Annotated in this window: 21 protein-coding genes and 2 pseudogenes; 9 read left to right on the top strand and 14 right to left on the bottom strand. The window is 37.8% G+C overall.

Features of this window, described 5'->3' with window-relative positions; genetic code table 11:
* Positions 1–17: 17 nt before the first annotated feature.
* Entirely contained in the window at positions 18–3,215 is a 3,198-nt protein-coding gene (locus B2W36_RS02635) for a SusC/RagA family TonB-linked outer membrane protein (protein ID WP_293886383.1), read from the bottom strand.
* A gap of 746 nt (positions 3,216–3,961) precedes the next feature.
* Here B2W36_RS02635 and B2W36_RS02630 point away from each other — a divergent pair.
* From B2W36_RS02630 to istB, 4 genes are all read left to right on the top strand, one after another.
* On the top strand, positions 3,962–4,480 hold the full coding sequence (locus B2W36_RS02630; RefSeq protein ID WP_293886382.1) for a hypothetical protein: 519 nt from the start codon (positions 3,962–3,964) through the stop codon (positions 4,478–4,480).
* A 132-nt stretch (positions 4,481–4,612) separates the two neighbouring features.
* Complete coding sequence (locus tag B2W36_RS02625; protein ID WP_293886381.1) at positions 4,613–4,963, top strand: ATP-binding protein; 351 nt, start codon at positions 4,613–4,615, stop codon at positions 4,961–4,963.
* Positions 4,964–5,623: 660 nt separating this feature from the next.
* Entirely contained in the window at positions 5,624–7,201 is a 1,578-nt protein-coding gene (gene istA, locus B2W36_RS02620; protein WP_293886380.1) for an IS21 family transposase, read from the top strand.
* Between the two features lie 44 nt (positions 7,202–7,245).
* Positions 7,246–7,962 carry an IS21-like element helper ATPase IstB gene (istB, locus tag B2W36_RS02615; protein WP_209582190.1) on the top strand — a complete coding sequence of 239 codons (717 nt, stop codon included), beginning with the start codon at positions 7,246–7,248 and terminating at the stop codon, positions 7,960–7,962.
* Between the two features lie 323 nt (positions 7,963–8,285).
* On the opposite strand, the gene B2W36_RS02610 is transcribed toward istB, so the two are convergent.
* From B2W36_RS02610 to B2W36_RS02585, 7 genes are all read right to left on the bottom strand, one after another.
* Positions 8,286–9,800: a hypothetical protein gene (locus tag B2W36_RS02610; protein ID WP_293886379.1), complete on the bottom strand. Its 1,515-nt coding sequence runs from the start codon at positions 9,798–9,800 to the stop codon at positions 8,286–8,288.
* A gap of 123 nt (positions 9,801–9,923) precedes the next feature.
* On the bottom strand, positions 9,924–10,592 hold the full coding sequence (locus B2W36_RS02605; protein ID WP_293886378.1) for a hypothetical protein: 669 nt from the start codon (positions 10,590–10,592) through the stop codon (positions 9,924–9,926).
* A gap of 13 nt (positions 10,593–10,605) precedes the next feature.
* On the bottom strand, positions 10,606–11,484 hold the full coding sequence (locus B2W36_RS02600; RefSeq protein WP_293886377.1) for a macro domain-containing protein: 879 nt from the start codon (positions 11,482–11,484) through the stop codon (positions 10,606–10,608).
* Positions 11,481–11,990, bottom strand: a complete 510-nt coding sequence (locus B2W36_RS02595) for a TIR domain-containing protein (protein WP_293886376.1) — start codon at positions 11,988–11,990, stop codon at positions 11,481–11,483. Before B2W36_RS02595 ends, B2W36_RS02600 begins: the two co-directional genes overlap by 4 nt.
* Before the next feature lie 52 nt (positions 11,991–12,042).
* Positions 12,043–12,378 carry a hypothetical protein gene (locus B2W36_RS22565; RefSeq protein ID WP_313448133.1) on the bottom strand — a complete coding sequence of 112 codons (336 nt, stop codon included), beginning with the start codon at positions 12,376–12,378 and terminating at the stop codon, positions 12,043–12,045.
* Positions 12,351–12,641, bottom strand: a complete 291-nt coding sequence (locus B2W36_RS22560) for a type IV secretory system conjugative DNA transfer family protein (RefSeq protein WP_313448134.1) — start codon at positions 12,639–12,641, stop codon at positions 12,351–12,353. Before B2W36_RS22560 ends, B2W36_RS22565 begins: the two co-directional genes overlap by 28 nt.
* Positions 12,598–12,816, bottom strand: a complete 219-nt coding sequence (locus tag B2W36_RS02585; RefSeq protein WP_349678858.1) for a toprim domain-containing protein — start codon at positions 12,814–12,816, stop codon at positions 12,598–12,600. Before B2W36_RS02585 ends, B2W36_RS22560 begins: the two co-directional genes overlap by 44 nt.
* Before the next feature lie 253 nt (positions 12,817–13,069).
* On the opposite strand from B2W36_RS02585, the gene B2W36_RS02580 reads away from it, so the two are divergent.
* Together B2W36_RS02580 and B2W36_RS22610 are read left to right on the top strand one after the other, a co-directional pair.
* Entirely contained in the window at positions 13,070–13,402 is a 333-nt protein-coding gene (locus B2W36_RS02580; RefSeq protein WP_293886374.1) for a hypothetical protein, read from the top strand.
* A gap of 9 nt (positions 13,403–13,411) precedes the next feature.
* A pseudogene (locus B2W36_RS22610) lies at positions 13,412–13,893 on the top strand (SOS response-associated peptidase).
* Between the two features lie 144 nt (positions 13,894–14,037).
* On the opposite strand, the gene B2W36_RS02570 reads toward B2W36_RS22610, so the two are convergent.
* From B2W36_RS02570 to B2W36_RS02545, 6 genes are all read right to left on the bottom strand, one after another.
* A complete protein-coding gene (locus B2W36_RS02570) occupies positions 14,038–15,162 on the bottom strand; it encodes an SAVED domain-containing protein (RefSeq protein WP_293886373.1) in 1,125 nt (374 codons plus the stop codon).
* A 12-nt stretch (positions 15,163–15,174) separates the two neighbouring features.
* On the bottom strand, positions 15,175–15,627 hold the full coding sequence (locus tag B2W36_RS02565) for a hypothetical protein (protein WP_293886372.1): 453 nt from the start codon (positions 15,625–15,627) through the stop codon (positions 15,175–15,177).
* Positions 15,617–16,843 carry a nucleotidyltransferase domain-containing protein gene (locus B2W36_RS02560; RefSeq protein WP_293886371.1) on the bottom strand — a complete coding sequence of 409 codons (1,227 nt, stop codon included), beginning with the start codon at positions 16,841–16,843 and terminating at the stop codon, positions 15,617–15,619. The genes B2W36_RS02565 and B2W36_RS02560 overlap by 11 nt, the downstream gene beginning before the upstream one ends.
* Before the next feature lie 156 nt (positions 16,844–16,999).
* Entirely contained in the window at positions 17,000–17,332 is a 333-nt protein-coding gene (locus B2W36_RS02555; RefSeq protein ID WP_293886370.1) for a hypothetical protein, read from the bottom strand.
* Positions 17,333–17,827: 495 nt separating this feature from the next.
* Positions 17,828–18,877, bottom strand: a complete 1,050-nt coding sequence (locus B2W36_RS02550) for a PHP domain-containing protein (protein WP_293886369.1) — start codon at positions 18,875–18,877, stop codon at positions 17,828–17,830.
* Positions 18,855–19,490, bottom strand: coding sequence for a DNA polymerase Y family protein (locus B2W36_RS02545; RefSeq protein ID WP_293886368.1), 636 nt, complete (start codon positions 19,488–19,490; stop codon positions 18,855–18,857). The genes B2W36_RS02550 and B2W36_RS02545 overlap by 23 nt, the downstream gene beginning before the upstream one ends.
* 154 nt (positions 19,491–19,644) lie before the next feature.
* Between B2W36_RS02545 and B2W36_RS02540 the strand changes: the two genes are divergently transcribed.
* The 3 genes and pseudogenes from B2W36_RS02540 to B2W36_RS02530 all read left to right on the top strand — a co-directional run.
* On the top strand, positions 19,645–20,364 hold the full coding sequence (locus tag B2W36_RS02540; RefSeq protein ID WP_293886367.1) for a helix-turn-helix domain-containing protein: 720 nt from the start codon (positions 19,645–19,647) through the stop codon (positions 20,362–20,364).
* A 224-nt stretch (positions 20,365–20,588) separates the two neighbouring features.
* Positions 20,589–22,481: a P-loop NTPase fold protein gene (locus tag B2W36_RS02535; RefSeq protein ID WP_293886366.1), complete on the top strand. Its 1,893-nt coding sequence runs from the start codon at positions 20,589–20,591 to the stop codon at positions 22,479–22,481.
* Positions 22,482–22,558: 77 nt separating this feature from the next.
* Positions 22,559–23,044, top strand: a pseudogene (locus tag B2W36_RS02530) (transposase); the annotation flags it as partial.
* Positions 23,045–23,065 lie beyond the last annotated feature (21 nt).

The raw sequence follows: 23,065 nt of genomic DNA, 5'->3' as shown, positions 1-23,065 counted from the left end.
TTAAATAACAATTCGATTTATAAGTTCAGTGTTGCGCCCAGCGTGTACGTACGTGGGATTGGTATGGAGCGGTAATAATCAGAATCCACATTATACCCTGTCTTCTTCCAGATGATCAAGTTCATATTATCCATATTGAAAAATACCTGACCCCGAATTTTCCCTTTGCCCAAGCCATTAAAATTATAATTCAGATTAATGTCCTTTATGCGGATGGCATCTCCCCGTTCAACAACCGCGTCAGAGAAGGTATAAAAATTGTCACGTGCGTTATTTAACGGATATATAAAAGCAGGCACATTGGTTTTCAGTTCGTCCCCTAGCTGCCGCCAGCGATGGTCAAAATCCTCATTCATTGTCCAGTAATTTGCTAAAGCCGAATAATTTATTGTCGGTCTTCTAAATACGAACTTTAACTTGTATTGAATATTTGTACTTAAAGACCAATGGCCGTAGTTGAAGGTGTTACGTACAAAACCCGAATATAGCGGAATCGTTGATCCCATAAATTTAAGCGTCTCTACGGGTGAAGAAGCAAATTTTGTATACTCCTTACTCTTCTCGCCATTCATCCAACCTAAGGGCTCACCAGTCTGTGGATCCAGTCCTGCAAACGGGTAGGCATACAGTCCGTATAGATCGCGGCCTTCCACCGGGTTTGGTGAGGTAGCTGCATCAAGGTATGAATCTGCCCGCGCGGGTCTATAATTGTATTTTTTAGTAATATTTCGCTGATAATTGAGTATCAGATTGGAATTCCAGGAAAATTTGCCTCCTTTGATATTTACGGTCTGCAGATTAGCTTCAATGCCGCGGCCGGCAAAATGGGCGACATTCAAGATCTGTGAATCAAACCCTGTTGTTGGATCGACCATCCCCCTAGCAACGATATCCCTGCCATCTTTCTTATAAAAGTCTACTGTTCCCGAAATACGATTACCGAGGGCCGCAAAATCAAGCCCGAGATTAAAAACACCGACCTTTTCAGACCTATAATCCGGATTGGAAGGATTGATCATGTAGGCATAAGGGTACGAGGTAATACTATGCGTACCGCTATATTCCATAATCGGGTTGGCTGAGTAAGAATTATTGGCGTTGCCATTATAGCCATAGGTTCCCCGGATTTTCACTCTAGACAGCGCTTCGAAATGATAAAAAGATTCCTTTGTTATATCCCATGCTAAGCCAGCAGACCAAAGCGGTTGCCATCTGTTGTTGGTTGACACACCAAATAGATTAGACGCATCCCTACGTATACTCCCACTCAAAGAATACCGATCCAGAAAGGTATAGGTCGCATTACCAAAGAAAGACGTGAACCGTTGATTCAGCTCGTCAAATTTGACACCATCAATGATCTGTCCTGATCCCATGATCCCATTCAGCAAAGGGAAATTGGTTAGGTAATTCACACGTGCATAACTCAATGTATTGCGATCATAACCATAGAGGTTGTGCCCATCCATCCGATTGTTCAAATCCTTCATTTCAGCTCCAGCGATGGCATTGATTTTATGTCGATCCCGATCGAATGATTGATCCCAAGCCAGATTTCCCCTGAGGTAATGTGAATTTATGATACCATTGTTTTGGTAAAAAATATCACCGATTGGTACATTTCGTGTTATCGTGGTTGGCGTCCATTGCGTAAACATATTGATGTAATGCTGTGTAAAATAAGAATCGATCCCCTGCCAGTTGGTCATTTTATTTGCTGACTTCTGAAATTGATAGGCTACATTTGCGCTGATGGAAGGTGTCAATTTCCAGTTCGCACTTAAATTGAGCGTGACATCTTCGGTACTATTTTTATTTTCACTGCTGGCAATTTCGTTGAAGATATTATAGTGGGCTGGCATAAGCCTTCCACCCGCAAGCGTATCGATGTAAGATTTACGGATCGTAACCGTCTCCAGATCAATAGCCTTTCCGTCATCGTCGACCAACCTGAGATAAGGATAAAAACTACGTCCTGCGCCAGAATACAGGGAGCCAAAAGAAAGCTGCGAATCAGTACCCATCCCTTTCATGGCAGAGTTTCCATACATCAGCTGCATGCCGATCTCCAACTGTTTGACCGGACGGATGTTTGTCACCAACCGGGCAGTAACCCTTTCCAGACCTCCATTTTGAATGTTATTACGGTTTTTATCGTATCCCACACTCGCCTGAAAATCATAGTTAGCACCGCCCCCCGTTATATTGGTTGCATATTGCTGGTTATAGCTGTTTCTATAGATGTACTTTAAGTAATCTGTTCGCACATCCTGTCTACTCCATTCAGCTTTCTGACGATCATAGGCTATTTGATCTATCTCGCCTTTGCGCAGCTTGTCCATTAACACAACCATTGGCGTAATGCTCCGATCCAAAGAAGTGATCTGCCAGTCGAAAAAATTGTTTTTAAATAACAGCTCTTCCATCTCCATAAAAGATGAACTGGACATGTAAGGTTTTTTATAGATATCCGGCTTTTCTCCCAACTGGTTTGCTACCTGGACTGACAGTTTTAGTTTTCCATCCTTAGTCCCTCTTTTTGAAGTCAAAACGATCACTCCATTTCCTGCTCGCGTTCCCCAGATGGATGCCGCCGCAGCATCTTTAAGGATGGTTACCGATTCAATATCGTTGGGATTTATATTTGCGATATCACCCTCGTAAGGAAAGTTATCCAATATAACCAAAGGGTTATAATACCCATAGTAGGTAGAAGTGGTACGGACAGATAACTGCTGCAAGGGAGACAGTCCCTCCACTCTTTTCTCAAAACGGAGTGCGGGCGACAAGCCTTCCAGCCGATTTATAATGTTGGTACTTTTGCTGATATTGAGCTGTTGTTTTCCGATTACTTCAAAACTCCCCGTTGCCCTCTCTTTGGGAATCGTTTGGTAGCCTGTAGAAACGACCTCCACCTCTTCCAATTGGTTCTCTATTGGTATCAATTTTACCTGCAATGATACCCCAGCTATATAAGGCAGTTCTAATCGCGTGAATCCCATGTGGGAGAATGAAACAGTGCCTTTAGGATTTGAGACTTGTAGCGAAAAGGAGCCATCGTTATGGGAAGAAGCCCTACCCTTTTCACCATCTACTCGAATGGAAACCCCTTGGATGGGTTTTCCATCGATGATGGATACAACAGTACCACTTACAGATAACAACCCTTCCGCCCCGCTGTCCTTGCGGGGCGTCTGAGCTGATAAACTAAACATATGAAATACGGTAGCAATTACTAAAAGAGTCTTTAGAATTAATAGTTCTCTTAAGCTATATGCTTTATTTGTAATACAATTAGTTTGTGTATTTGCTAAATTTACATGCTGGGCAGCCTGCTTTGAACAGGCTATACTTCTCCCGGTCCTTATAAAATTGTTCATTTTAAGGTTTTAAAAATGGTCATAATCTTCCCCTTTCCTCGCGGAAGCGATGGATCAGGTTATTAGAATAACTCGTAAAAATGTTCCGATATAGTAGTCTCTAATTGGTTACAAAGCAGATGATATATTTACAATGACACTTTTTCGGATGGTCATACAGACCTCTAGCCTTAATGGAATTAAGGCGGATTGGGATTTTTTGAATGTTTGTTTTTAATAATCATAACTCGTTATTGGTTAAACGAGTCTTGTATCAGGAGGTAGCTTGATAAATATAGGGCTACATGCTGTGGCTACAAATTAAGTTTCTGACGCCTAACGTAACACAGACTAACAGTAGCCCCATATCTATCTTATCAAGCAAATATACTAAAAGCTTTTATATAAGAATAGACATGGGTATTCAGAACTACTGCCTTGCGTTACGGCGTCAGAAAATGTAGCCGCAAGACTCTTTGCTTAAAATACCTAAATTCTTTCCGAAAGCATCTGCTCTCTTTCTATACAAAGATAATAAACAAATCACAAAAAAAGAATTAAATGTCACTTTTTGTAATTCGACAGTGTCCCATATTTGACCTATGACCGGTATAAATAGAAAGGTAATTACTGAAAATATCCTGAAGCTAATAGACAATAATGGTATTGAAGATAGCGATTTTGCACATCTTATTGAGAAATCAACTAGAACCTTATCTAGAATAAGAAAGGGGCAATCTTTCTTTAATATTGATGCGATTAATAAAGCCAGCGCCTTTTTCAATAAATCGCTAATCGAGCTGAATGAACCAGATATTGTGATTGAAATAGGCTCTCGTAATAACCTTAAGCAGATTCATAAAAATAATGTAGCTTATTTTAGTCTATTGGAAAAACGTCCAAGCATTACATATGCAATAACTTATTACCTATTGAATAACAAAGAATTTTGTTCAACAGGTATGATAGTCGATAAAATCAAAAAGTTTTTTGAATCTTTAGGATGGAATTATTCTAGCTCATATATATCTAGCTCAATGGCTAGGAATAGTGAACGGATATCTGTCGCAGGTACCGAAATAGTTGACGGTAATGAAGTAAATATCTATAAGTCTAAATAGCTATATGTCTTTGGAGTACATAATCCATCACTGGCAAAGCTATCGCTCATAAAGTCCATGTTTCATTTTTAACTAATACGGATGTGTTGTTCCAATGATTGTTTCTGTCAAGTAGGTAGCCGATACTTCAGTATGAACCACTTTATCGATACTGTTATACAAAGCAGGCTAGATGGTACTTATCTAAAATGGATAAAGAGTGTCACAAAACAAAAGTTACTCATATTGGATGACTTCGGGTTAAAAACAATAGACGCCGAGACTCGGCTCCCACTGCTATATATATTGGAAGACCGATATGAAAATAGCTCTGTTGTCATAACTTCTCAGCTACCAATTGAAGCATGTTACAATTTTTACAATTTTATTGATGAGCCGACACTTGCGGATGCGATAATGGACAGATTGAAAGTTTCCACACATAGAATCTCGCCACTTGGTAAGTCTTTGAGAAAGAAAAAAATTATTAAGTTTGATAGTTAATACAATCCAGTTGTAAAATAGCTCGGGTTATTGGTCACTAAATCTGGTGTACTTCCATCTAAAATCCGTGGTTTAACTTTTTTTGGAATGATCAATTCACAATAAAATCATAGGATTTTTAAGGAAAATGTAAGAATTTTTACGAAAAGCTCCCATCATTATTTAGCCTTAAAGATGCTTTTGAGTTTGTCAAAAAACATTCTATGGAAATTTTAACAAAAGCAGATCTTGAATTATTCAGAATAAGAATGATCGCTGATATTAAAAAACGTTGGAGACTACTTTTGACCATAGCAAAGATGACTTTTTATAGATCAGAAGTAAAGCTATTCGAAAGTTGATGGACATATCTCCTTCTACTTTAGAGAACCTTACAGTTACCAAGAAAATTAGATTCAAAAAAGTTCTGGGTTCATATTATTACAACAGGGAAGATTTACAATTGGATATACTTGAGCAAGCTGACCCCTCAAAATTGAATTAGAATTAGGGATGCGTAGTGCGTTTAAAGCTGTTATTCAACTGCCATACTGGCTGATGTTGACCCCCTAATTCATTTTTCAGTTCATTGCGCTGGAGCATGCTGACCCCTTAGCAAGTAGTTTTTGTTACTTAGTGATCAAACAATTCGGATCACTGATGGCTGGAAAACCAAAACGAATGAGTCAGATAAAGCAATTAATCAGATTGTACCAGGGCGGTAGCGGAATAAAAACAATCGCCCGCATCCTTGGTATGAGCAAGAATACGGTGAAGTCCTATCTCAAAAAGATGGCCGACGGCGGTTTCAATACGGAAGAACTTCTTAAACAGGAGGATCCCCTGTTGGAAAAGTCGTTTCACGCGGGGAATCCTGCTTATAAGGCGGACAAGTTTGAGTACCTAAAAAGCCGTCTTGACTATTATGAAAAAGAACTTAAACGTACCGGAGTTACCAAACTGCTGCTCTGGCAGGAATATATAGAAAGTGACCCCACGGGTTATAGCTATCCACAGTTTAACTATCATTTAAGGCAACAGCTTATCTCGCGTAAGGGCAGCCTGGTGATTGAACATACCGCCGGTGATAAACTATATATTGACTTTTCCGGAAAAAAGCTCCATTATATTGACAGGTCCACCGGGGAGCTGGTCGCCTGTGAGGTATTTGTGGCCTGCCTGCCCTTTTCAGACTATGGATTTGCCATCGCTGTACCATCTCAGCAGACCCCCGACTTTTTTTATGCACTGAGCAGCTGCCTGGAGTCCCTTGGCGGTGTGCCCAAGGCCATTGTCCCCGACAATCTCAAAGCAGCGGTCATCAAGGCCGATAAATATGAGCCGGTCCTGAACCAGTCCATGGAAGACTTTGCCAATCACTACGGCACAGCTGTGGTTCCGGCGCATGCAGGCCGCCCAAAAGACAAATCATTGGTAGAAAATCAGGTAAAAATGATCTATACCCGTGTTTTTGCACCACTGAGAAACAGACAGTTCTTTGATATTCATACGCTCAATGAAGCTATAAAGGCCTGTATGTTAAAGCACAACCAGACCCGGATGCAGCAAAAGCCATACTGCCGGGAAGAGCGGTTCTTAAGTTCCGAAAAATCAGCATTGGGCGAACTTCCCAAAGAACCCTTCGAGCTGAAGAGCTACGCTGAACTCAAAGTTGGGGATAACGGACATATCTATCTGCAGCGCAATAAACACTATTACAGCGTACCCTTCGCTTATATCGGAGCAAAGGTAAAGATCATTTACACACGCAGTATGCTCTCGATCTATTGTCGGGGCAAACAGATTGCCTCGCACATACGCAGTTACAGGGAAAATGCGTACACCACTCTGGCGACACATTTAAAATCCGAACATCAGGCGTATAGGAAACGCTCGCATGAAACGTACCTGACAAGGGCAAAAGCACACTCTGCGGAGTTCGCCAAACTTCTGGAGGCTCTGTTTGAACGGGCACGTTATCCCGAACAGTTATTCCGTACCTGTGACGGACTGTTCAGGCTAAAACGGGACTTCCCGGCAGAAGAGTTTGACAAAGCATGTCGTTACGTACTAAAAAATAAACTATATACCTACTACTACTTTAGGAATGTACTTGAAAATGGAACAGCAAACAATCAGGAAGAAACTTCCGTAAAAAGCTCCCTGCCGGAGCATGCCAATATCAGGGGAAGAGCGTATTATGCAGGCAGCCAGCCGACACTGTTTGATCAGTCAAACGATGGAGCCGCAATACAGTGATGGGTAAGAATGAACAGAGTTAAATAAACAAATAATAAAATAAGATGAATATTGAAACACAGATGAGAGCCTTACGCTTACACGGTATGGAGCGTAACTGGAAAGCGTTGAATGAAACCCGCCGCAGTACAGAGCTCACCCTTTCCGAAGGACTGTCCCTATTGCTACAGGCAGAATCAGATGAACGGGATGAAAAAAGGTTTGAGCGCCTTAAACAGAATGCCGGGTTCCGCTATCAGGCTTCGATAGAGGAGATAAACATGGTCGCTACCAGAGGTTTGGACAAAGGACTGATCACTACGCTGGCTACCGGCGAGTACATCAAAAAAGGAGATCCGATACTCATCAGCGGTGCTACGGGCTGTGGGAAGAGCTTCCTCTCTTCGGCATTGGGCCATCAAGCCTGTGCCCAAGGATATAAAGTCCTGTACTTTAACCTGCAAAAACTACTTCTAAAGACTAAAATGGCCCGCCTGGAAGGTACACTGCACAAGCTGATGGACAGGATATCAAAAACAGACCTGCTTATTGTCGATGACTTCGGCCTGGTAAATCTGGACCAGCAGCAAAGGCTGGATCTGATGGAAATAATTGAAGATAGACACGCTAAAGCCTCGACAATAATTGCCAGTCAGCTACCTGTGGCCAGTTGGTATGATGTAATCGGTGAAGATACAATTGCAGACGCAATACTCGATAGACTGATCCATGGATCTTACAGAATCGAACTTAAAGGTGAAAGTCTAAGAAAAAAGAAGTAATATTGTCAGGTCATCAGTTGGACTGAAGAAAGCCTTGATAGAGGGGTCAATATGTCCAGCGCAGGGGTCAACATCGACATTATATCCAACAATAACTGTTTGAAGATGAAAATTAACTTATCAAAAGACGGCTTGGAATATCTCGAGATAGTTTGTAATGATGATCGATTAAATGTATGGCATATTTGTTTACTGCTTGCAATAGTGCGATTAGTATACCGTCAAAATGAGGGCACTATAATACATGTCAGCAGAAGTAGACTGATGGAAATGTCACACATTGAATAGTGATAAAAAATGAGTTTTGATGGAATATGAGGCTATTAGTATCCTAATTCTTTAACGTATTCCATTACTTTGTTTAAAACATATTGTTGGATTTGCCCTGTGCTTAATGAATTTTGTCTTTCTGAGATTTCACCATTAATTCCTCTGCCTGAAGTTCTCCATGTTGGTTCCAAACAAATTACAGATTTATCATCTTTATGAATTTGAATGTCAGGTTTAAGGCTAAAACCTTCCAGAGTTTGTTTTTCAATATAAACAATTGCTTTAATGCTATCATGATCCAAAGTATCAATTAATGCATCTCCCAAAGCTTTATTAAGCAATTTGTCTTCCTTTTCTGCATGCTTTTGAATTCTTAAATATTCATAAACTTGACTGTCCTCAGTTTTTTTTGGGGACGATGGAATTGATGACGATTCTTCAAACAACAATTTGTATAAAACACTCTTTTTAAAAATTTCAATTGCCCGTTCTTCCTTTTCGTCTTTTTTAACTAAATCAGTTTTTAGTATTTCATCACCAAAAGCTCTTATACAACTAAGAGATAAATTAGGAAAAATAGGAATAATTCTTACATCCAATAATCTCATTAAATATGCAGCTATATCTCTTCTCTTTCGCCAATCATTTAAATATGCGGACTTGTTCGATGTATCATCTAACGTGGCAATAAAGCGATCTATATCAATTTTATTTTTTATTCCTTGTGTTAAAGATTTTACGGTTCTATCAACTTCAATTGTGTCGTCTCCAGGTAATAGAATCCAAACTTTGGGGACCTTTCTGTTTTTTAAAAATTGTTCATTATTTGTGGAAAGCTCTATTGATAAATTTTCAAGCTTGGAAAAGTACTGACCAATAGTTTCTGAATTACGAAGAATTACTTCGGTATTAGATTTTGTAATTCCAAAGCCTTCTAAATTTGTACCATTTATATTTTTTGAAGTAACATCCGCAATTTCAAAAAAATGAGATTTATCTATTCCTTTAAAATGAAAAGGAGTTTCTTGCGGCGTCACACTATCTCTACCAGTTTTCCACGCGAGTTTTGAAATAAATTCTGCCATCTCTAAGTCAGTTATTGGCCAAATAATTAAAAAGTTTCCATTCGGTTGTCTAAATAATCTCCTTAATTCCTCAAAAAAATCTTTTAGATCGACTTCTGTTTCATTGGGGTTATCTCGATCTTCAATGATCACAATATTATTTAATTTTTCAGATTTTTCCTTTTGGATATATTTAGGTATTTCACTCAAATCCAAATCCTTTTCAATCGGTATAATCTCTATTTTTTCAAAAAAGCTAGATAAAGTTTTGATAAATGTCGTTTTGCCTGCTCCCGAAATACCATAGAAAACTTTAAAAATACCAATTTTTTTAAAATGTAGTCTTTGCAACAAATTCTGTATCTGACTTTTAGCTTCCGCTACCTCGTGTACTATTTGCACAATATTCAGTCCTTTTTCAGAAACTTCCCGTTCTAAAACTTCAAATCTACTCGGTAAATTTAAATACTCTAATTCTAAATCAACCTCAAGTGTCTTTTTCATTATTATTTATAAAAACTGCTGTCTAAAAAAATTGTTCCGAAAAATAACGTCGTTCCAATTATTCTATTTATACACATAACTTCTACCTATCATATTTAATTAGATTCAAAGATTAATTTGATTTTATCCCCATTTCCTTTCTTCCAAAAAAATATCACATCCAGTGAATTCTTTATAAGAAAATCCATTAGATTCTGCTAATTGAATGTTATGCTGTTGCTCACTTAAAGCATATTCATAAATATAATCAAAGCTGTTTTCGGTGAGTGTCAATGATGGACAAATGAAAGAAGTATTTAGTATTTTCGAGCCTAAATAGGCTATAAATTCCTCAATTAAAAAAATTAAATCAATACAATCATCAATACTGAAATTAGGTTCTAAATTAAGAAAAGGTGACTCATCATTATGGGCATAAACTTTATTTCTAAACTTTTCAATTTCCTCAATTAGCCCCTTGTGTAATTCAAGTCTTTTTTGATAATCTTCCAGCATATTCGCATCAAATTCCAAATTGGAATAAAAACCACCAGGTTTAAGCTTATTAATTAATTTATTTACATTAAACTTCTGAGATTCTGAAGAACTGACAAGTTTTGAAATTTCAATTATTAATAGTCGCCATATTGCCCACCTAACAAAGGTTAATTCAATTCTTCGATTAATAAAATTAGATTCCAGCTTCGAAGGTGGATTAAAAAAATAATTTGCAGATTTAGCAACCTGTTTTACAATAACTAAAATACTCCAACGAACATTCAATTCATCCTGAAATTGATTTTTCTTTCCCATTTCTTAAAAGCTATTATGGTAAGTAGTGCCTAAGTAAGTCCTTAACTTCAAACAAATTAAGTTCAAATTTTTCGACATCTTTAGGATTAATAACTATTGTTAATTTAGGCACAAATGTATTTAACGTACTTGCTAAAATAAAAGAATGTGCAACTTCTGCTATTAATTTCTTTCGACTGATATTTAATCTTCCATAGGCTGAACCAATCAAGGGGATAACAGTGTCTGTAGGATTTCCTTGATTTTCAATGTAATCCCATAGTTTTTCTAACGAAATATGGATTTTCTTAAGGGAAGTCTTAACGTTGTTTTGGGTATTCATTTCAGCCATTGCAAAAAGGTAAAATCTTTCACCTGGAAAATCGAATTTAATTGTAGTACCTAATTCATATTCTTTAGTTTTGCCAGGTTTGCTGATTGTTTGGAACGTATAAGAAGCCAACTGGTTATCAATCTGTTGATCAAGTCCTGCCATATTTGTCTGGAAATATTTGGTAGTAAATTGCCCTTGAAGACTGGTTGGAGAAATTATATTGTTTGAAAAATCAGTATCAAATGTAGTGTTTGTTCCAATAATTTTTTGTCCAGGAACTTCAAAGAGGTTACCAATTTTTACTTCTATTTGTAGATCCTTTCCAGGATGATTGTAAATAATTTTAGTCAAGGGCCTTCTTGTAAAAATCACAACCAATAAAGAAAATATTCCAAAATATAATAAATACCAATAATTTATATTGTTTTTATCGATGAGCCTAATATCACCAAATATTCCCACAAATAGCCAAATCCCCCCTAAAACTGCCATAAAAGTCTTTATTGAATCTATCCTAAAGAGGGCATATGACCAATAAGATCTAGTTAATATTGACTTAAAATAATATCTTAATCTCATAGTCCTATACTTTTATATACGGATTCGAAATAGTAACGTGCACTATTATAATTATTACATTGTTTTGGCCAATCAGAAATAGCAAAATTTATAATCGCTGAATTATAAGAAACATGAATTGAAGAATTATCACGTAAAATAGCTGGACATCTATTAGAGTCTATTGTTCTTAGTCCGTTTAAGTTAACAGCAATTATAGGTAATCCAAGTTCAATAGCTACTTCAATTTCCCAACGTACAAATTTGAACAAGTTTTTTGTGGACTCCCCTAATAATACAATTAGAATGTCACTTGAATTTAATCTAAATCTTAAGCTCCTTTTAATGGTTTCCTCACTACTCGTATCTCGTGCTTGAGAAAGATCATGAGCATTTTTAAAATTAAAATTAAACCTTGGATTTTCATTCCATGCGGTCATAAGTCTATAGTGATGTATGTCTTTATCACCATCAAAACAGATGTAACAAGTTGGCGTCATAAAATAAACAGGTAATAAATGTTCCACAAGAATAGGAATTATTTTTACATTTTCAGTATTTAAGAAATTAAAATTTATTCTAAATAATTTTTTGCAACTCCGCATTTACTATTTTCCTAACTTCATCCCTTATAGCTTGATAATTCCTTTGGACAATCACTGGATCTATTTTACGAATTATAGGGATGGACAAATAGGATTGCGTTCCAGCCTTTATTGCGGCGTGGTCATTCTGAATTGAACAATGAAATGACTTTAGTTCAATCCTTTCTTCAGGGTTATCGGCTACTGTTCCTACAAACTCACCACTGCTTAATGCAGATATACGGGATGCAGGAACAGCTGCCTCCAGTTGCTTACTTTTACTTATAGAGGTATCATTACGGTTTATGGACAGGCTCTGTCGGTCTTGCATAATCCGACCAATCCTATTAGATAATAGCTAGCGGTGTCCCCTGTAACCTGACCGGAAATGATATTACCAACTATACCCATAATAACATCTGCTTGCTCCTTTCCATAGTCCTTCCTGAGCTGGGTAATATCCTGGATCGCAAGAAAGGTAGCAACTTTATTGCTCCGGGCTGTGGCGATTAGGCTATCTATATCACTAAGATATATGGTTGTAAACTCGTCAAACAATCCAGGCCATAATTCCCTGAGCGCATAGATATTCATTCAGATCACTATAACCAGCAAATAGGATTCGATTATCTTTCGCTTTGGGTAGTTCCAATTTTATTAAACAGGTTGCCCTATCTCCTGCCGGATCATTATCCAAATAGAGGTTCACTGAATGATAGGTATGTAAAAGTGGAATAGCCTGGGCCACCATTGTGGTGCTGTTCAAAATAAGGAAGTCGGAGGATCGGGATTTTCCAGCTGCTGCATAAAGCTGAAGAAAAGAAAGGAAGTTTATCCTTCAAACACCTGGATGGCATCTGAACACGGTGTTTTATATATCGTTTAGTGATAAAAGGAAACCACTAGTGCTTACCCGAATGAAAAGCTATGCCGGGATGATCTGGACGAGTATACCGGCTGGGCGAAAAGAAACAGAAGATATTGGAGCGATTATAGAGGCTCATTTTAAAGGAGAATAGCGTATGTGTTATTATAACAGACAAAAAGTTAACCGCGCGGAGTTTATTCGCGTGATGGATCTGGAAAAAGCAGTCCTAAACTATGACTTCCTGGATAAGAATATCCATGATGGTTTCAGTTATGGCAATATTGCGGTTATCAAACCCACAGAAGATAAATTTAACTTCGATATCGTCCAGATGGAATGGGGCTTTATTCCACCATATACAAAAAACAGGGATGCTGTTAATAAAATGCGATTTGGCTACAAAGATGCAACAAGGAAATGGAACCAACCTTATACAACCCTAAATACTAAAGGCGAAGAACTACTTTATGTAGATCCTGGGACATGAAAGGAGAAGTTGTTCCGAAAAGCTGCTTTGGAAAGACGCTGCCTTATCCTATCTTCTGAGTTCTATGAATGGCAACATATTTATCCGACTAATAAACGGACCGGAGAAACGCTTAAAACAGCTAAAAAATATCCATACCATATTGGATTAAAGGATAAAGAGTATTTCTTTATTGCTGCGATCTGGACTGGACGGACAAGGATACCGGAGAAACGGTTGACACTGTGGCATTGGTTACCACAGAAGCCAACTCATTAATGAGACAGATCCATAATTCCAAAAACAGGATGCCGACCATGCTTCCGGATGAACTGGCGTGGGAATGGATGATGGGCGATCTTTCAGAAGAGCGTATTAATGAACTCGCTACTTACCAGATCAGCGCCAAAGAAATGGAAGCTTATACGATAGAAAAGGACTTTAAAACAACCGGAACTCTTGTTAAAGCATTTGTTTACGCAGAAGTTCCGGAGTTGCAATATGAAGTATAAACTGTGAAATTGAAAATATCAAAATAGTACATTTTCTTTGACAGTATAAAATTTATACAAAAAATCCACGGATATGTATCCGTGGATTTTTAAAGTATTAAAGATTTAAGTAAAATGCAAATTGCTAATACAAATAATACTTCGCTAAGCGTTCTTAATTTCAATTGCTTTTTTAAACCCTGTATTTTCATCAAAAATGGTTAAAGGCATATCTGCCTTTGGCATCCAAACGCGTCCAAACTCAATTGCAGTAGCTATTGGCATTGCCGGGAATATATTTAATTCAATCCCTGAACCGTAATTACTTTTTATTTCATTAAGTAACTTTCTAACTGCTATACTAAAGCTCGCAAGTTGACTTTTATTTTTTAAATAATCATTAAACGGTTCATCTATAGTCAATGTATAAATAGAGCAATCTTCTCCCATTACAGAAGTAATTCTATCATTTGTGATCGTTGCACTTAATGAAATATTAAGGGCGACTTTTGGACAGCCTGGTTTTTCAGGGTATTCTACTATATATTCGCAATCCTCGCCTTGGTTAGATAGATTCCAAGATTTAGGATTCCTAACAGGTTGATGAACATCAATGTGTTGAATGTCATTAAGCATCGTACCCAATTTAATTAATAGCGGCATGGGAGCAAATGCAAACAGAGACAAATGCTTAATTTTATTCTTTCTTAGCTTTGGTCTGAGTTGTTCGTTAAATTGTGTTTCCAAATTGTCGATTTCTGTTTGCCAGAAAATATCATTTCTATCACGCTGCGGACTATTTGACAATCCAAGATCTATCGCTGATGATTGAGCAGAATAATGAGTTGGAAGTAGAAATTCACGAACAGATTCATAAGTCAACATAGGCGTGTGTGCACCCACATTTGCCTTATAAGTTACTATATAACTTTGCATGTCATAAGATATATCTGAACATATAGCGATACGATTTTCATGCTCTTTTTTCATCTCAATTAACAATGATTCAGGATGACCTTCTACATCAATTTTGTCAATTAAGCGATGATGAGAGTCACAAAGCAACATCAGATTATTGATATCTTGCTTTAATTCGGCAGACCTTGTTAAATGGCCGCGGGGGCCACCAGGTTCATCAGCAACAATGTGGGCAATATAAGATTGATTAAACTCGCCTCTAGTCAAAGCATCTTCAAATAAAGAAGTATTACACCCTCTATATTGACATCTTCCGGCTGATTTTCCCCATAGAATAAATTTAACCGGTTGCGGAATATAAGATACACTCATAGTTTTGGTTAGTTAATTTAAATTATCAATTTTTGTTTGATTTTTATAAGGGTGAACTCCCCCGCCCTTCCAGTCATCGTCTGACCCAAGCCAAAGTTCGTAATGGTATAACCATTCATATGCCCATAAAACTACTGTTTTAGCAAGCGGCATTGATGAATTCCACTGTTTTCCGTCTGGATAATATAGGCACAATCTTTGCTTTTTTTGATCATATACGTGAGGTAGTTTCTTTGCGTTTTTCGACAATGGTAAAGGCAACGGATCGACGACGTAAAAACGAGGTGGCTTTCCTAAATCATATTCAAGTTTTACCACATATTGGTCACTTAAAGGAGATGGCTGTATTTTATGTTTCCATATCAGCCCTTTGTCCCTTTTGTTTGTTACACTCGATTTTGGAAACATACTTTTTAACATTCCAGCCTGTACACTGATACCCAGTGGTTTTTGTTTATTTGCCATAAAACGTGTGAGGCTTAATTGCAGCTGCTCCTAATGCTGTAATCCCAACATTAACATCCAATCTACTTTTTCCTTCTTCGGTCAATAAGCGAGCATTATCGGCGATACTATTAAATGTCTTTTCCAACAGTGGAGCACCTAAAGATTTTGAAAATGATTCCTGAATCCGGTGAAGTCCCGTTAAGCCTAGGACCTCTTCCATATCACTTTGGACTTGTATAATCCATTTGTAAAAATTTTGCTCCCTTTTTGGGTAATCCGCCCATTTGTCAGCAAAATTTTCCTCAGGGTTAACTGGATTTTCGACCCATTTTATATATCTCCCATGCTTTTTCGAATATTCTTCAGTTACTAGTCCAGCCATTTTTTGTGTGATGTTTACTAACGCTTCGAGAATATCTGTTTCCTTTTCATATGCCTTTGAAGCAAGGGTTGTGATAAGAATGGAAATTGGTTTATCAATATCTCCATCAAACATCATATCACGATGACGTTTTAATATTTGAATTACTCTTTGTAATGGTAATTTATCTTTAGAGTATTTTGGAACAGGTTGGATTGATTCAAGGAGCAGTGCTGATTTTGAAAGTTCTAAACTAGCCTGATTGAAGAACCAGTTTGCATAACCAAAAGGATTACTTTTCATCCAATTTAAATGATTAGCTTCACTTTTATAATTAGGTTCAAGGTTATCTGTTATCCTTAAAGCTAAACCGTTTGCTTCCTCCATTTCGTTATCAGAAAAGGCTTTTTCTAATAATACCCGGTATCCGCTGTCAACTATACATGGTAGAATATCAAGGTGGTAATTAGCATCTTCAGAATAAACTAATGTCCAACATCTTCTTCCTTCTGGACTTTTCAACATTCTTTTATAGGTGCCATGCGCCTTTAATTGGTCGCCCACTGCTTGCTTTAAATCATATTGGGTCCATGACTCCTGTTTGCCGACCAATTGGCAAACCAAATCGATATCCAAGTCATCGTTTTCATGGACGGGTTGAATCATTGTGCCGAGCATAAATGAACCTTGAGGAAGAATTTCTGGCGCATATTTACCAAGTAATGAGTCATGTTTAGCCAAATGAAGGCCAACTGCATCATAACTCTTTGAGATTGCATTATGCTGAGATTCGCTGATATCAAGATTTCTGCCTAACTCCTCTAGGATATTGTTAAATTGAAGTTTTTGTTGAGATGTAAGTTTTCCAATCATAAAATATTTAATTGATTAAATATTTGTATATCAAAAAAATAGCCATTTACATTAATTAGCCATTTTGTCATGAATTAATTGTAATACTTCAATTCTCTTTGAAAAAAGGTTATAATTATAGTTGCAACTTAGACAAAATGGCACAAAAAAAGGGAATTAAACACTCCTCGGATCAGTCTTTAATGGCATCTTTCCACACCTGGAAACCTCTATTGCCGGACAGCCGAATTCCTCCACCACTTTTCCTTCAATGAGGTAAAGTCCCCAATCCCGGAGCGGGTAGGCTACTAGTGAAGGTGGAAAGTGTACGGTATCGAAGAAATCACCATCAACATCCAGGAAGGTGCCAAATTTCATATAGGTGCCATGCTTGGTTTTTACGGTTTTATCTGTCACAAAATTGCCAACAATGCGTATTGTTCTGCCCAGGTATTTCATTAAATCCCATGCTTTGGGTCGTTCACCAGACCCGCGTCTGCACTCTTTCAAGTTGGGTATTTCCCTATCTGGCAGGTTATGTATTCCCTGTACTTTTCAGTATGCCAGCGTTCGCTTCTCGGGTCTTCCTGTTCCCACTGAGGAATTGTATCTTCTCTTGCGATAGGACCTACCGTATAACTACGGACATCATTGGGGTTTCCACGTTCCACTCAGTAGAAGTGCGACTGGGGTGGGTGCCTTCTTTATTGCGGGGATTAGGGTGCTTGTACACTCTATCGACGGTGAGTTTTCCTTTATATCCCAAAGTCACTGTATCAGTTCCATTTTTCAGTGATTCTTTCGTAACGCAACCTCAACGAAGATTCATTTCTTTCACCCGTCCAGTCTTCTCTGTACCCGAATCCTCCATAGAACTTGGATTTTTCTTAGGCGTTCTCCTCTTGCAACAAACCCTATCGTTACCAATGACGCTCCTGAGGATTAGAGATAGGTCTAAGCACTGACCCAATGGCATCAGCCATATTCTAACTGAGCGACTTCGTGTCACACGTCAATATCAAAATCCGGTGGTGACTGTCTCTTCGGATTTAGAAAGCGTTCAAAGGGAAGATTTAACTCAATGGGGTCTACATCGGTTATACCCAGACAATAGGCAACTGCTGAGTTTGCACCACTGCCTCGGCCTACATAATGGAAGTTCCGGCCTTTTGCATAGCGGCAGATATCATTGGTGATTAAAAAGTAGCTGGAGAAGTTCAGGTTCTCAATGATCTCCAGTTCTTTTGCAATCCGCTCCTGTGCTATTTTGTCGTGCTTCTGATATCGATTGGTAAATCCATCCCTGGTGTACAATAACAGGAGTTCTTTATCGCTGTACCGTGCACCGGTGAACGTTTCCTTATTCTTGATCTTTTTAAAATCCATATCAAAGGAACACTGGCCCATCAACCGGTTGGTATTGGCTATGAGCTGTGGGAACTGCTGATACAATTCCAGCAGCTTTACCCGAGTGATAAATACTTCGTCCTTTGGGGCGACCTGGCCCTTCTCCAGCTGGGAATACAAGATATTATGGTCAATAGCCCGAAGCTGGCAATGTAGTTTATAATCAGTTGGCTGGTAGCTGACTGGGGCGAGTATGACATAGCGCTCATAGTTGCCTTTGGGTTCCAGTACAATAAGATTTCGCTCGGATGGTCGTATACCGATATACTCATAATCCCGAAGCTGGCTTACGGCTATACTACCGAATGGGTAGATCACAAATACATTGCGGAACTCCGGCGCTCGACTTGGAATCGACAGTTCCCGCTGGTTGGCCTGGGTACGGTATTCATTGATCTCGCGGAATCCCTCGGTATTCTTAGCAATGGCTATAAACCGTAGTTCATCGCCCTGGCGCAGTTCCATACCGGCCAGCATATTCAGCCCTGCCTTCCGACCTTTTTGGATGAAGTCAATGGATGCAGAACTGTTATTGATATCGGTCAGTACGGCACTATCATGACCAGTGGCCATCATCCCGGCGATCAGGTCGTCCAGGCTCATTGTACCATATCGAAGGCTATAATTACTGTGCAAATTGAGTAGCATACTTCCCTCCTTTTCCTTCCAAACAAATGCCTTTCATAATATATTCCACCCCGAACCGCTTACGAATGTGGTCCATTGCCTGCATCAGGTGTATTTCTTCCATGGTATCATTAAAGATATCTACCTGGTAGTTACCGGTGATCAGGTTAGAGAACTTTACTCCGATCAGGCGGATGAGCATCCTGCGGCTGTAGAGTTTTTTAAAGAGCTCCATCACCTTTTCGGTGATCTGTTTATCCGAATTGGTATAGGATACCTTTACCTGTTGGTTGTGGGTATCGAAATTGGAATAGCGGATCTTTAAAGTAATACACCCGGTGAGCTTGCCCTCCTTTCGTAATTCATAGGCCAGCTGATCGACCATGGAGACCAGGGTTTTCCTGAGGCGTTCCATATCGGTGGTATAGGCCTCAAAAGTGGTTTCCCTGCTCATGGACTTTTGTTCCCGGAACGGTACCACAGGACTTTTATCCAGGCCATTAGCTTTGTTCCAGATCGATACGCCATTTTCGCCCAGCACTTTCCGGATGGTAAGGACTTCCATTTCCTGCAGGATATAAATTTGGGAGATACCCATATTTCGTAGGACTGTATAGGACTTTTCCCCTACCATGGGTATTTTACGGATAGAAAGTGGTGTCAGAAATGACTTTTCTGCACCAGTGTGTTAATTCTCACTAAAATACCTCCATATATTCTCACTAAAATGCCACCACCTTAAGTTTTTAATTAAGGTTTAACTTGTCGGAGTATTAAAGTCCGACATTATGTATAAAGTGGCAATGTATAATACGATAAAAACACTGCTATCCCACGGGAAATCGATACGGGAGATAGCCTCAGAACTTGGGATGTGCCGCAAGACAGTTTCCCGGATACAGAAAGCCCTTGAGCGTGGCCTAGAGGAACCTTTGCCCCAGGTAAGACCAAAGCTGCTGGACGATTATCTCGATGATGTCCAGGTAGTGTTCGTCAATGCTGGCCTTTTCTACTACCGGGGCGAGCTACTGAAGCTGTCGAGATTTTACCGGCTCAGTATTGATACCTTATTACAAATTGACCTAGCAAAAATTGGCGAACTCAAACTCCGAGAACTGGAAAATGGAGATGATATCTATATTAAAGGGGGTAATATACGTGTGCTGGCAATAACAGTGGATCGAAGTAATAATGAAAATGTAGAGTATGTTCCTATTAAAGGAAAGGCAGGTTATGCTGCAGGAGGTTTTGCTGATACCGACTTTATAGCCGAATTGCCTAAATACTACCATCCAAATCTTCCTAAGTATGGGACATTCAGAACTTTTCCCATTGAAGGTGATTCTATGCTTCCATTTCCAGAAGCGATGGATGTAACCGGCCGATTTGTCTCTGATTGGAACACAATAAAACCAAATACATTATCAATCATAGTTTTAAAAGGTCAAGATATTGTATTCAAGGATATAACAGTTAAAGACTCTGGAAATATTTTATGCAGGTCCTGAAATAGTGAATATAAGGAGTTTATTGTTAGATTTGAGGATATCTTCGAGATATGGGAGTATTTTTCACACTCAACTTCATCCATACCAATACCTCCAAATGACTTGGATATTGTACTACGCGAAATTAAAAACTTGGGGGAAAAGCTTCCAAAAAAATAGTTGCCAAATGGCATATCTTCACGTATATAACCTGAATAATTATTAATTTAGATATATTTAGTGAAATGGATAATAAACATATTGAGAGTTATCTAGATTTTTATGTAAAATCTAATGAAGTAAAGTTTGCTGTAATGCTTTCCGGAAAATGGGGATCAGGAAAAACATTTTTTATCAAAAAAATTATTGAAAAATGGGAGAATGAAAGCGAGGTTTTAAAGAAGGATGAAATCTACTTAAAACCTATTTACGCATCCCTGAATGGGGTATCATCCAAAAAAGAAGTGGTTGATATTTTAAAAGCTAAAATATCTCCTTTTTTTTATTCTAAAGGGATAAAAGCTACAAAGAAAATATTGAGTGGTGTATTAAAAACTACTCTTAAAATTGATTTTGATTTTAATCAAGATGGGAATAAAGATGCTATACTGGATTTCAAACCTGATTCTCTATTTTTTTTCAAATTAGACAGTGAAAAAATAACAGGCAATAAAATATTAATATTTGATGATATTGAAAGATGCAAATTACCAATAGACGAGTTGTTTGGATTTTTGAATGATTTTATCGAACATTCCAAATGTAAAGTAATTCTTGTTACTGATGAGTCTAAGTTAGAGGAAACGAGCCGAGAAGAATCTAAATTTGAATATAAAAAATTCAAGGAGAAAATAATAGGTAGAACATTTGAACTAAAATCAAACAGTGACTCTATAATAGATGAATTTCTGAAGAAAGGCAACAATCAAATTAATGGAAGGTACGAAGATTTTCAGAAAATAACATCCGAAATATTCACCTGTTCGAAGACTAAAAATTTTCGAGTATTACAAATGGCATTGTTCGAATTTGAAAGGCTTTGCAAATTTATCAATCCCAAAATAATGGAGGATAAAGACAGAAGTGCAATTGTCATTAAGAATTACTATCCATATTTTTTGATTTATTTTCTTGAATATCAAACTGGGAATCCTATAAAACCCAATGAAGCTGATATCTTTCATTTTACAAATCACTATGTAAATAAAGATTATCGAGAAATTTTAGATAGGTATACAGTAACCCAAACAGACATTTTATTTCAGGATAATAACCTCAGCGATTATATACAAAAAGGTGCACACGAATTACTTGTAAAGGATATTGAAACATCTAATTTATTAAAGCCTGAAAGAGTTAGTAAAGATTGGGAGCATTTATGGTTTTGGTTTGATCTTGAATCAAACGAATTTGATCGATTACGAAAATCTGTAGAAGAAGAATTTTATGAAGAAAACAACTTAGAAATTACTGAAATCCTTCATGTATCGGGTATTTTATTACGATTAATTGATGAAGGATTATTGATGGATAATTCTAAAGAAAAAGTATTAAAGAGAGCAAAAGAACTCATTGAGAATACTGAAATATCAGATCTGGCCATTCTCCACGAAATGAAGTATGTTACTGAGAACTCCTGGGGAAAACAATACCATTCGCTTAGAACGAATGAATTTCAAAAATTATTAGAAATTGCAAAAGAAAAGATCGACAAAATGAAACACAAAATATCTAGAAGGGCAATATGTGAGAAGTTAAAAGACTTAAAAGATAATAACATTAGTGATACATTGTATGGTCTTCATCAGGACATAGCAGAATTCAGCCATAAAGATCAAATATTTGGGATAATTACTACTGATGAATTTGTACGAATCGTTTTAGCTTTAAATAATAGTGCTACCAAAATTTTTGCAAATTTCATAAAAAAAAGATACAAAGAAATAGAATCCGATACAGCCGAATTCCTGGTGTATAAAGAGGAATTAAAATACTTAAGAGAATTTTATGAAAAACTTCATGAATATCAAATAAACAATGAAATTCATCCACTCCGAAGTATAAAATTAAAATTTCTTCAAGAAGAAATTAAAAGTGCTATTGAGAGGATAGATATGTCCTTGAATGTCGAAAATTAAATGAAAAAATGTAGGTTTAATTAGAGGGTGTAAAGTAAACTGTGTCAAATAAAGAATTTTTATATTAGACACAGCAAATGGAAAAAGAGGAATTTGATTTTAAACGCTTCAAAGAGGAAGCAATGAGAGGCCTTTATGCAGGCAAGAAAATGGGCGGTACGGACGGAGTTTTCGCTCCGATGTTGAAACATCTTTTGGAAAGTATGCTTGAAGGTGAGCTGGATCATCATCTACAGGAAAGTAAAGCTTCAGGAGAGGTTAACCGTAAAAATGGGAAGACAAGAAAGACTGTACGAAGCCTTCAGTCCGGACAATTTGAATTGGAGAGCGGTCGTGACCGAAACGGTACTTTCGAGCCTAAGATAGTCCCTAAACGTCAATTGATCATTACGGAGGAGCTTGAAGGCAATGTTATCTCCATGTATGCCAGAGGAATGAGCACACGGGATATTTCAAGCTATGTGAAGGAAATGTATGCCATGGATATATCTGCTACGGAGATCTCCAATATTACCGACAAGGTGATTCCTGCACTGAATGAATGGCGTAACCGTCCGCTTGAATGAGGGTGTAAAGTAAACTGT

Origin of the sequence: Sphingobacterium sp. UBA3549 (assembly GCF_002376635.1) — a bacterium.
Taxonomy (GTDB): Bacteria; Bacteroidota; Bacteroidia; order Sphingobacteriales; family Sphingobacteriaceae; genus Sphingobacterium.
The sequence above is the reverse complement of the archived record's forward strand: the minus strand, read 5'-3'. Positions and strand labels throughout refer to the sequence as shown.

Bases quoted from the DNA above. Each gene is read 5' to 3' on its own strand.
- istB (WP_209582190.1), top strand. From the start codon at position 7,246: ATGAATATTGAAACACAGATGAGAGCCTTACGCTTACACGGTATGGAG.
- B2W36_RS02570 (WP_293886373.1), bottom strand. From the start codon at position 15,162: ATGAGTGTATCTTATATTCCGCAACCGGTTAAATTTATTCTATGGGGA.
- B2W36_RS02625 (WP_293886381.1), top strand. From the start codon at position 4,613: ATGAACCACTTTATCGATACTGTTATACAAAGCAGGCTAGATGGTACT.
- B2W36_RS02545 (WP_293886368.1), bottom strand. From the start codon at position 19,490: ATGGTAGGGGAAAAGTCCTATACAGTCCTACGAAATATGGGTATCTCC.
- B2W36_RS02600 (WP_293886377.1), bottom strand. From the start codon at position 11,484: ATGAGATTAAGATATTATTTTAAGTCAATATTAACTAGATCTTATTGG.
- B2W36_RS02610 (WP_293886379.1), bottom strand. From the start codon at position 9,800: ATGAAAAAGACACTTGAGGTTGATTTAGAATTAGAGTATTTAAATTTA.
- istA (WP_293886380.1), top strand. From the start codon at position 5,624: ATGAGTCAGATAAAGCAATTAATCAGATTGTACCAGGGCGGTAGCGGA.
- B2W36_RS02565 (WP_293886372.1), bottom strand. From the start codon at position 15,627: ATGGCAAATAAACAAAAACCACTGGGTATCAGTGTACAGGCTGGAATG.
- B2W36_RS02580 (WP_293886374.1), top strand. From the start codon at position 13,070: ATGTGTTATTATAACAGACAAAAAGTTAACCGCGCGGAGTTTATTCGC.
- B2W36_RS02635 (WP_293886383.1), bottom strand. From the start codon at position 3,215: ATGTTTAGTTTATCAGCTCAGACGCCCCGCAAGGACAGCGGGGCGGAA.
- B2W36_RS02630 (WP_293886382.1), top strand. From the start codon at position 3,962: ATGACCGGTATAAATAGAAAGGTAATTACTGAAAATATCCTGAAGCTA.
- B2W36_RS22565 (WP_313448133.1), bottom strand. From the start codon at position 12,378: ATGCAAGACCGACAGAGCCTGTCCATAAACCGTAATGATACCTCTATA.
- B2W36_RS02540 (WP_293886367.1), top strand. From the start codon at position 19,645: ATGTATAAAGTGGCAATGTATAATACGATAAAAACACTGCTATCCCAC.
- B2W36_RS02550 (WP_293886369.1), bottom strand. From the start codon at position 18,877: ATGCTACTCAATTTGCACAGTAATTATAGCCTTCGATATGGTACAATG.
- B2W36_RS02535 (WP_293886366.1), top strand. From the start codon at position 20,589: ATGGATAATAAACATATTGAGAGTTATCTAGATTTTTATGTAAAATCT.
- B2W36_RS02605 (WP_293886378.1), bottom strand. From the start codon at position 10,592: ATGGGAAAGAAAAATCAATTTCAGGATGAATTGAATGTTCGTTGGAGT.
- B2W36_RS02560 (WP_293886371.1), bottom strand. From the start codon at position 16,843: ATGATTGGAAAACTTACATCTCAACAAAAACTTCAATTTAACAATATC.
- B2W36_RS22560 (WP_313448134.1), bottom strand. From the start codon at position 12,641: ATGAATATCTATGCGCTCAGGGAATTATGGCCTGGATTGTTTGACGAG.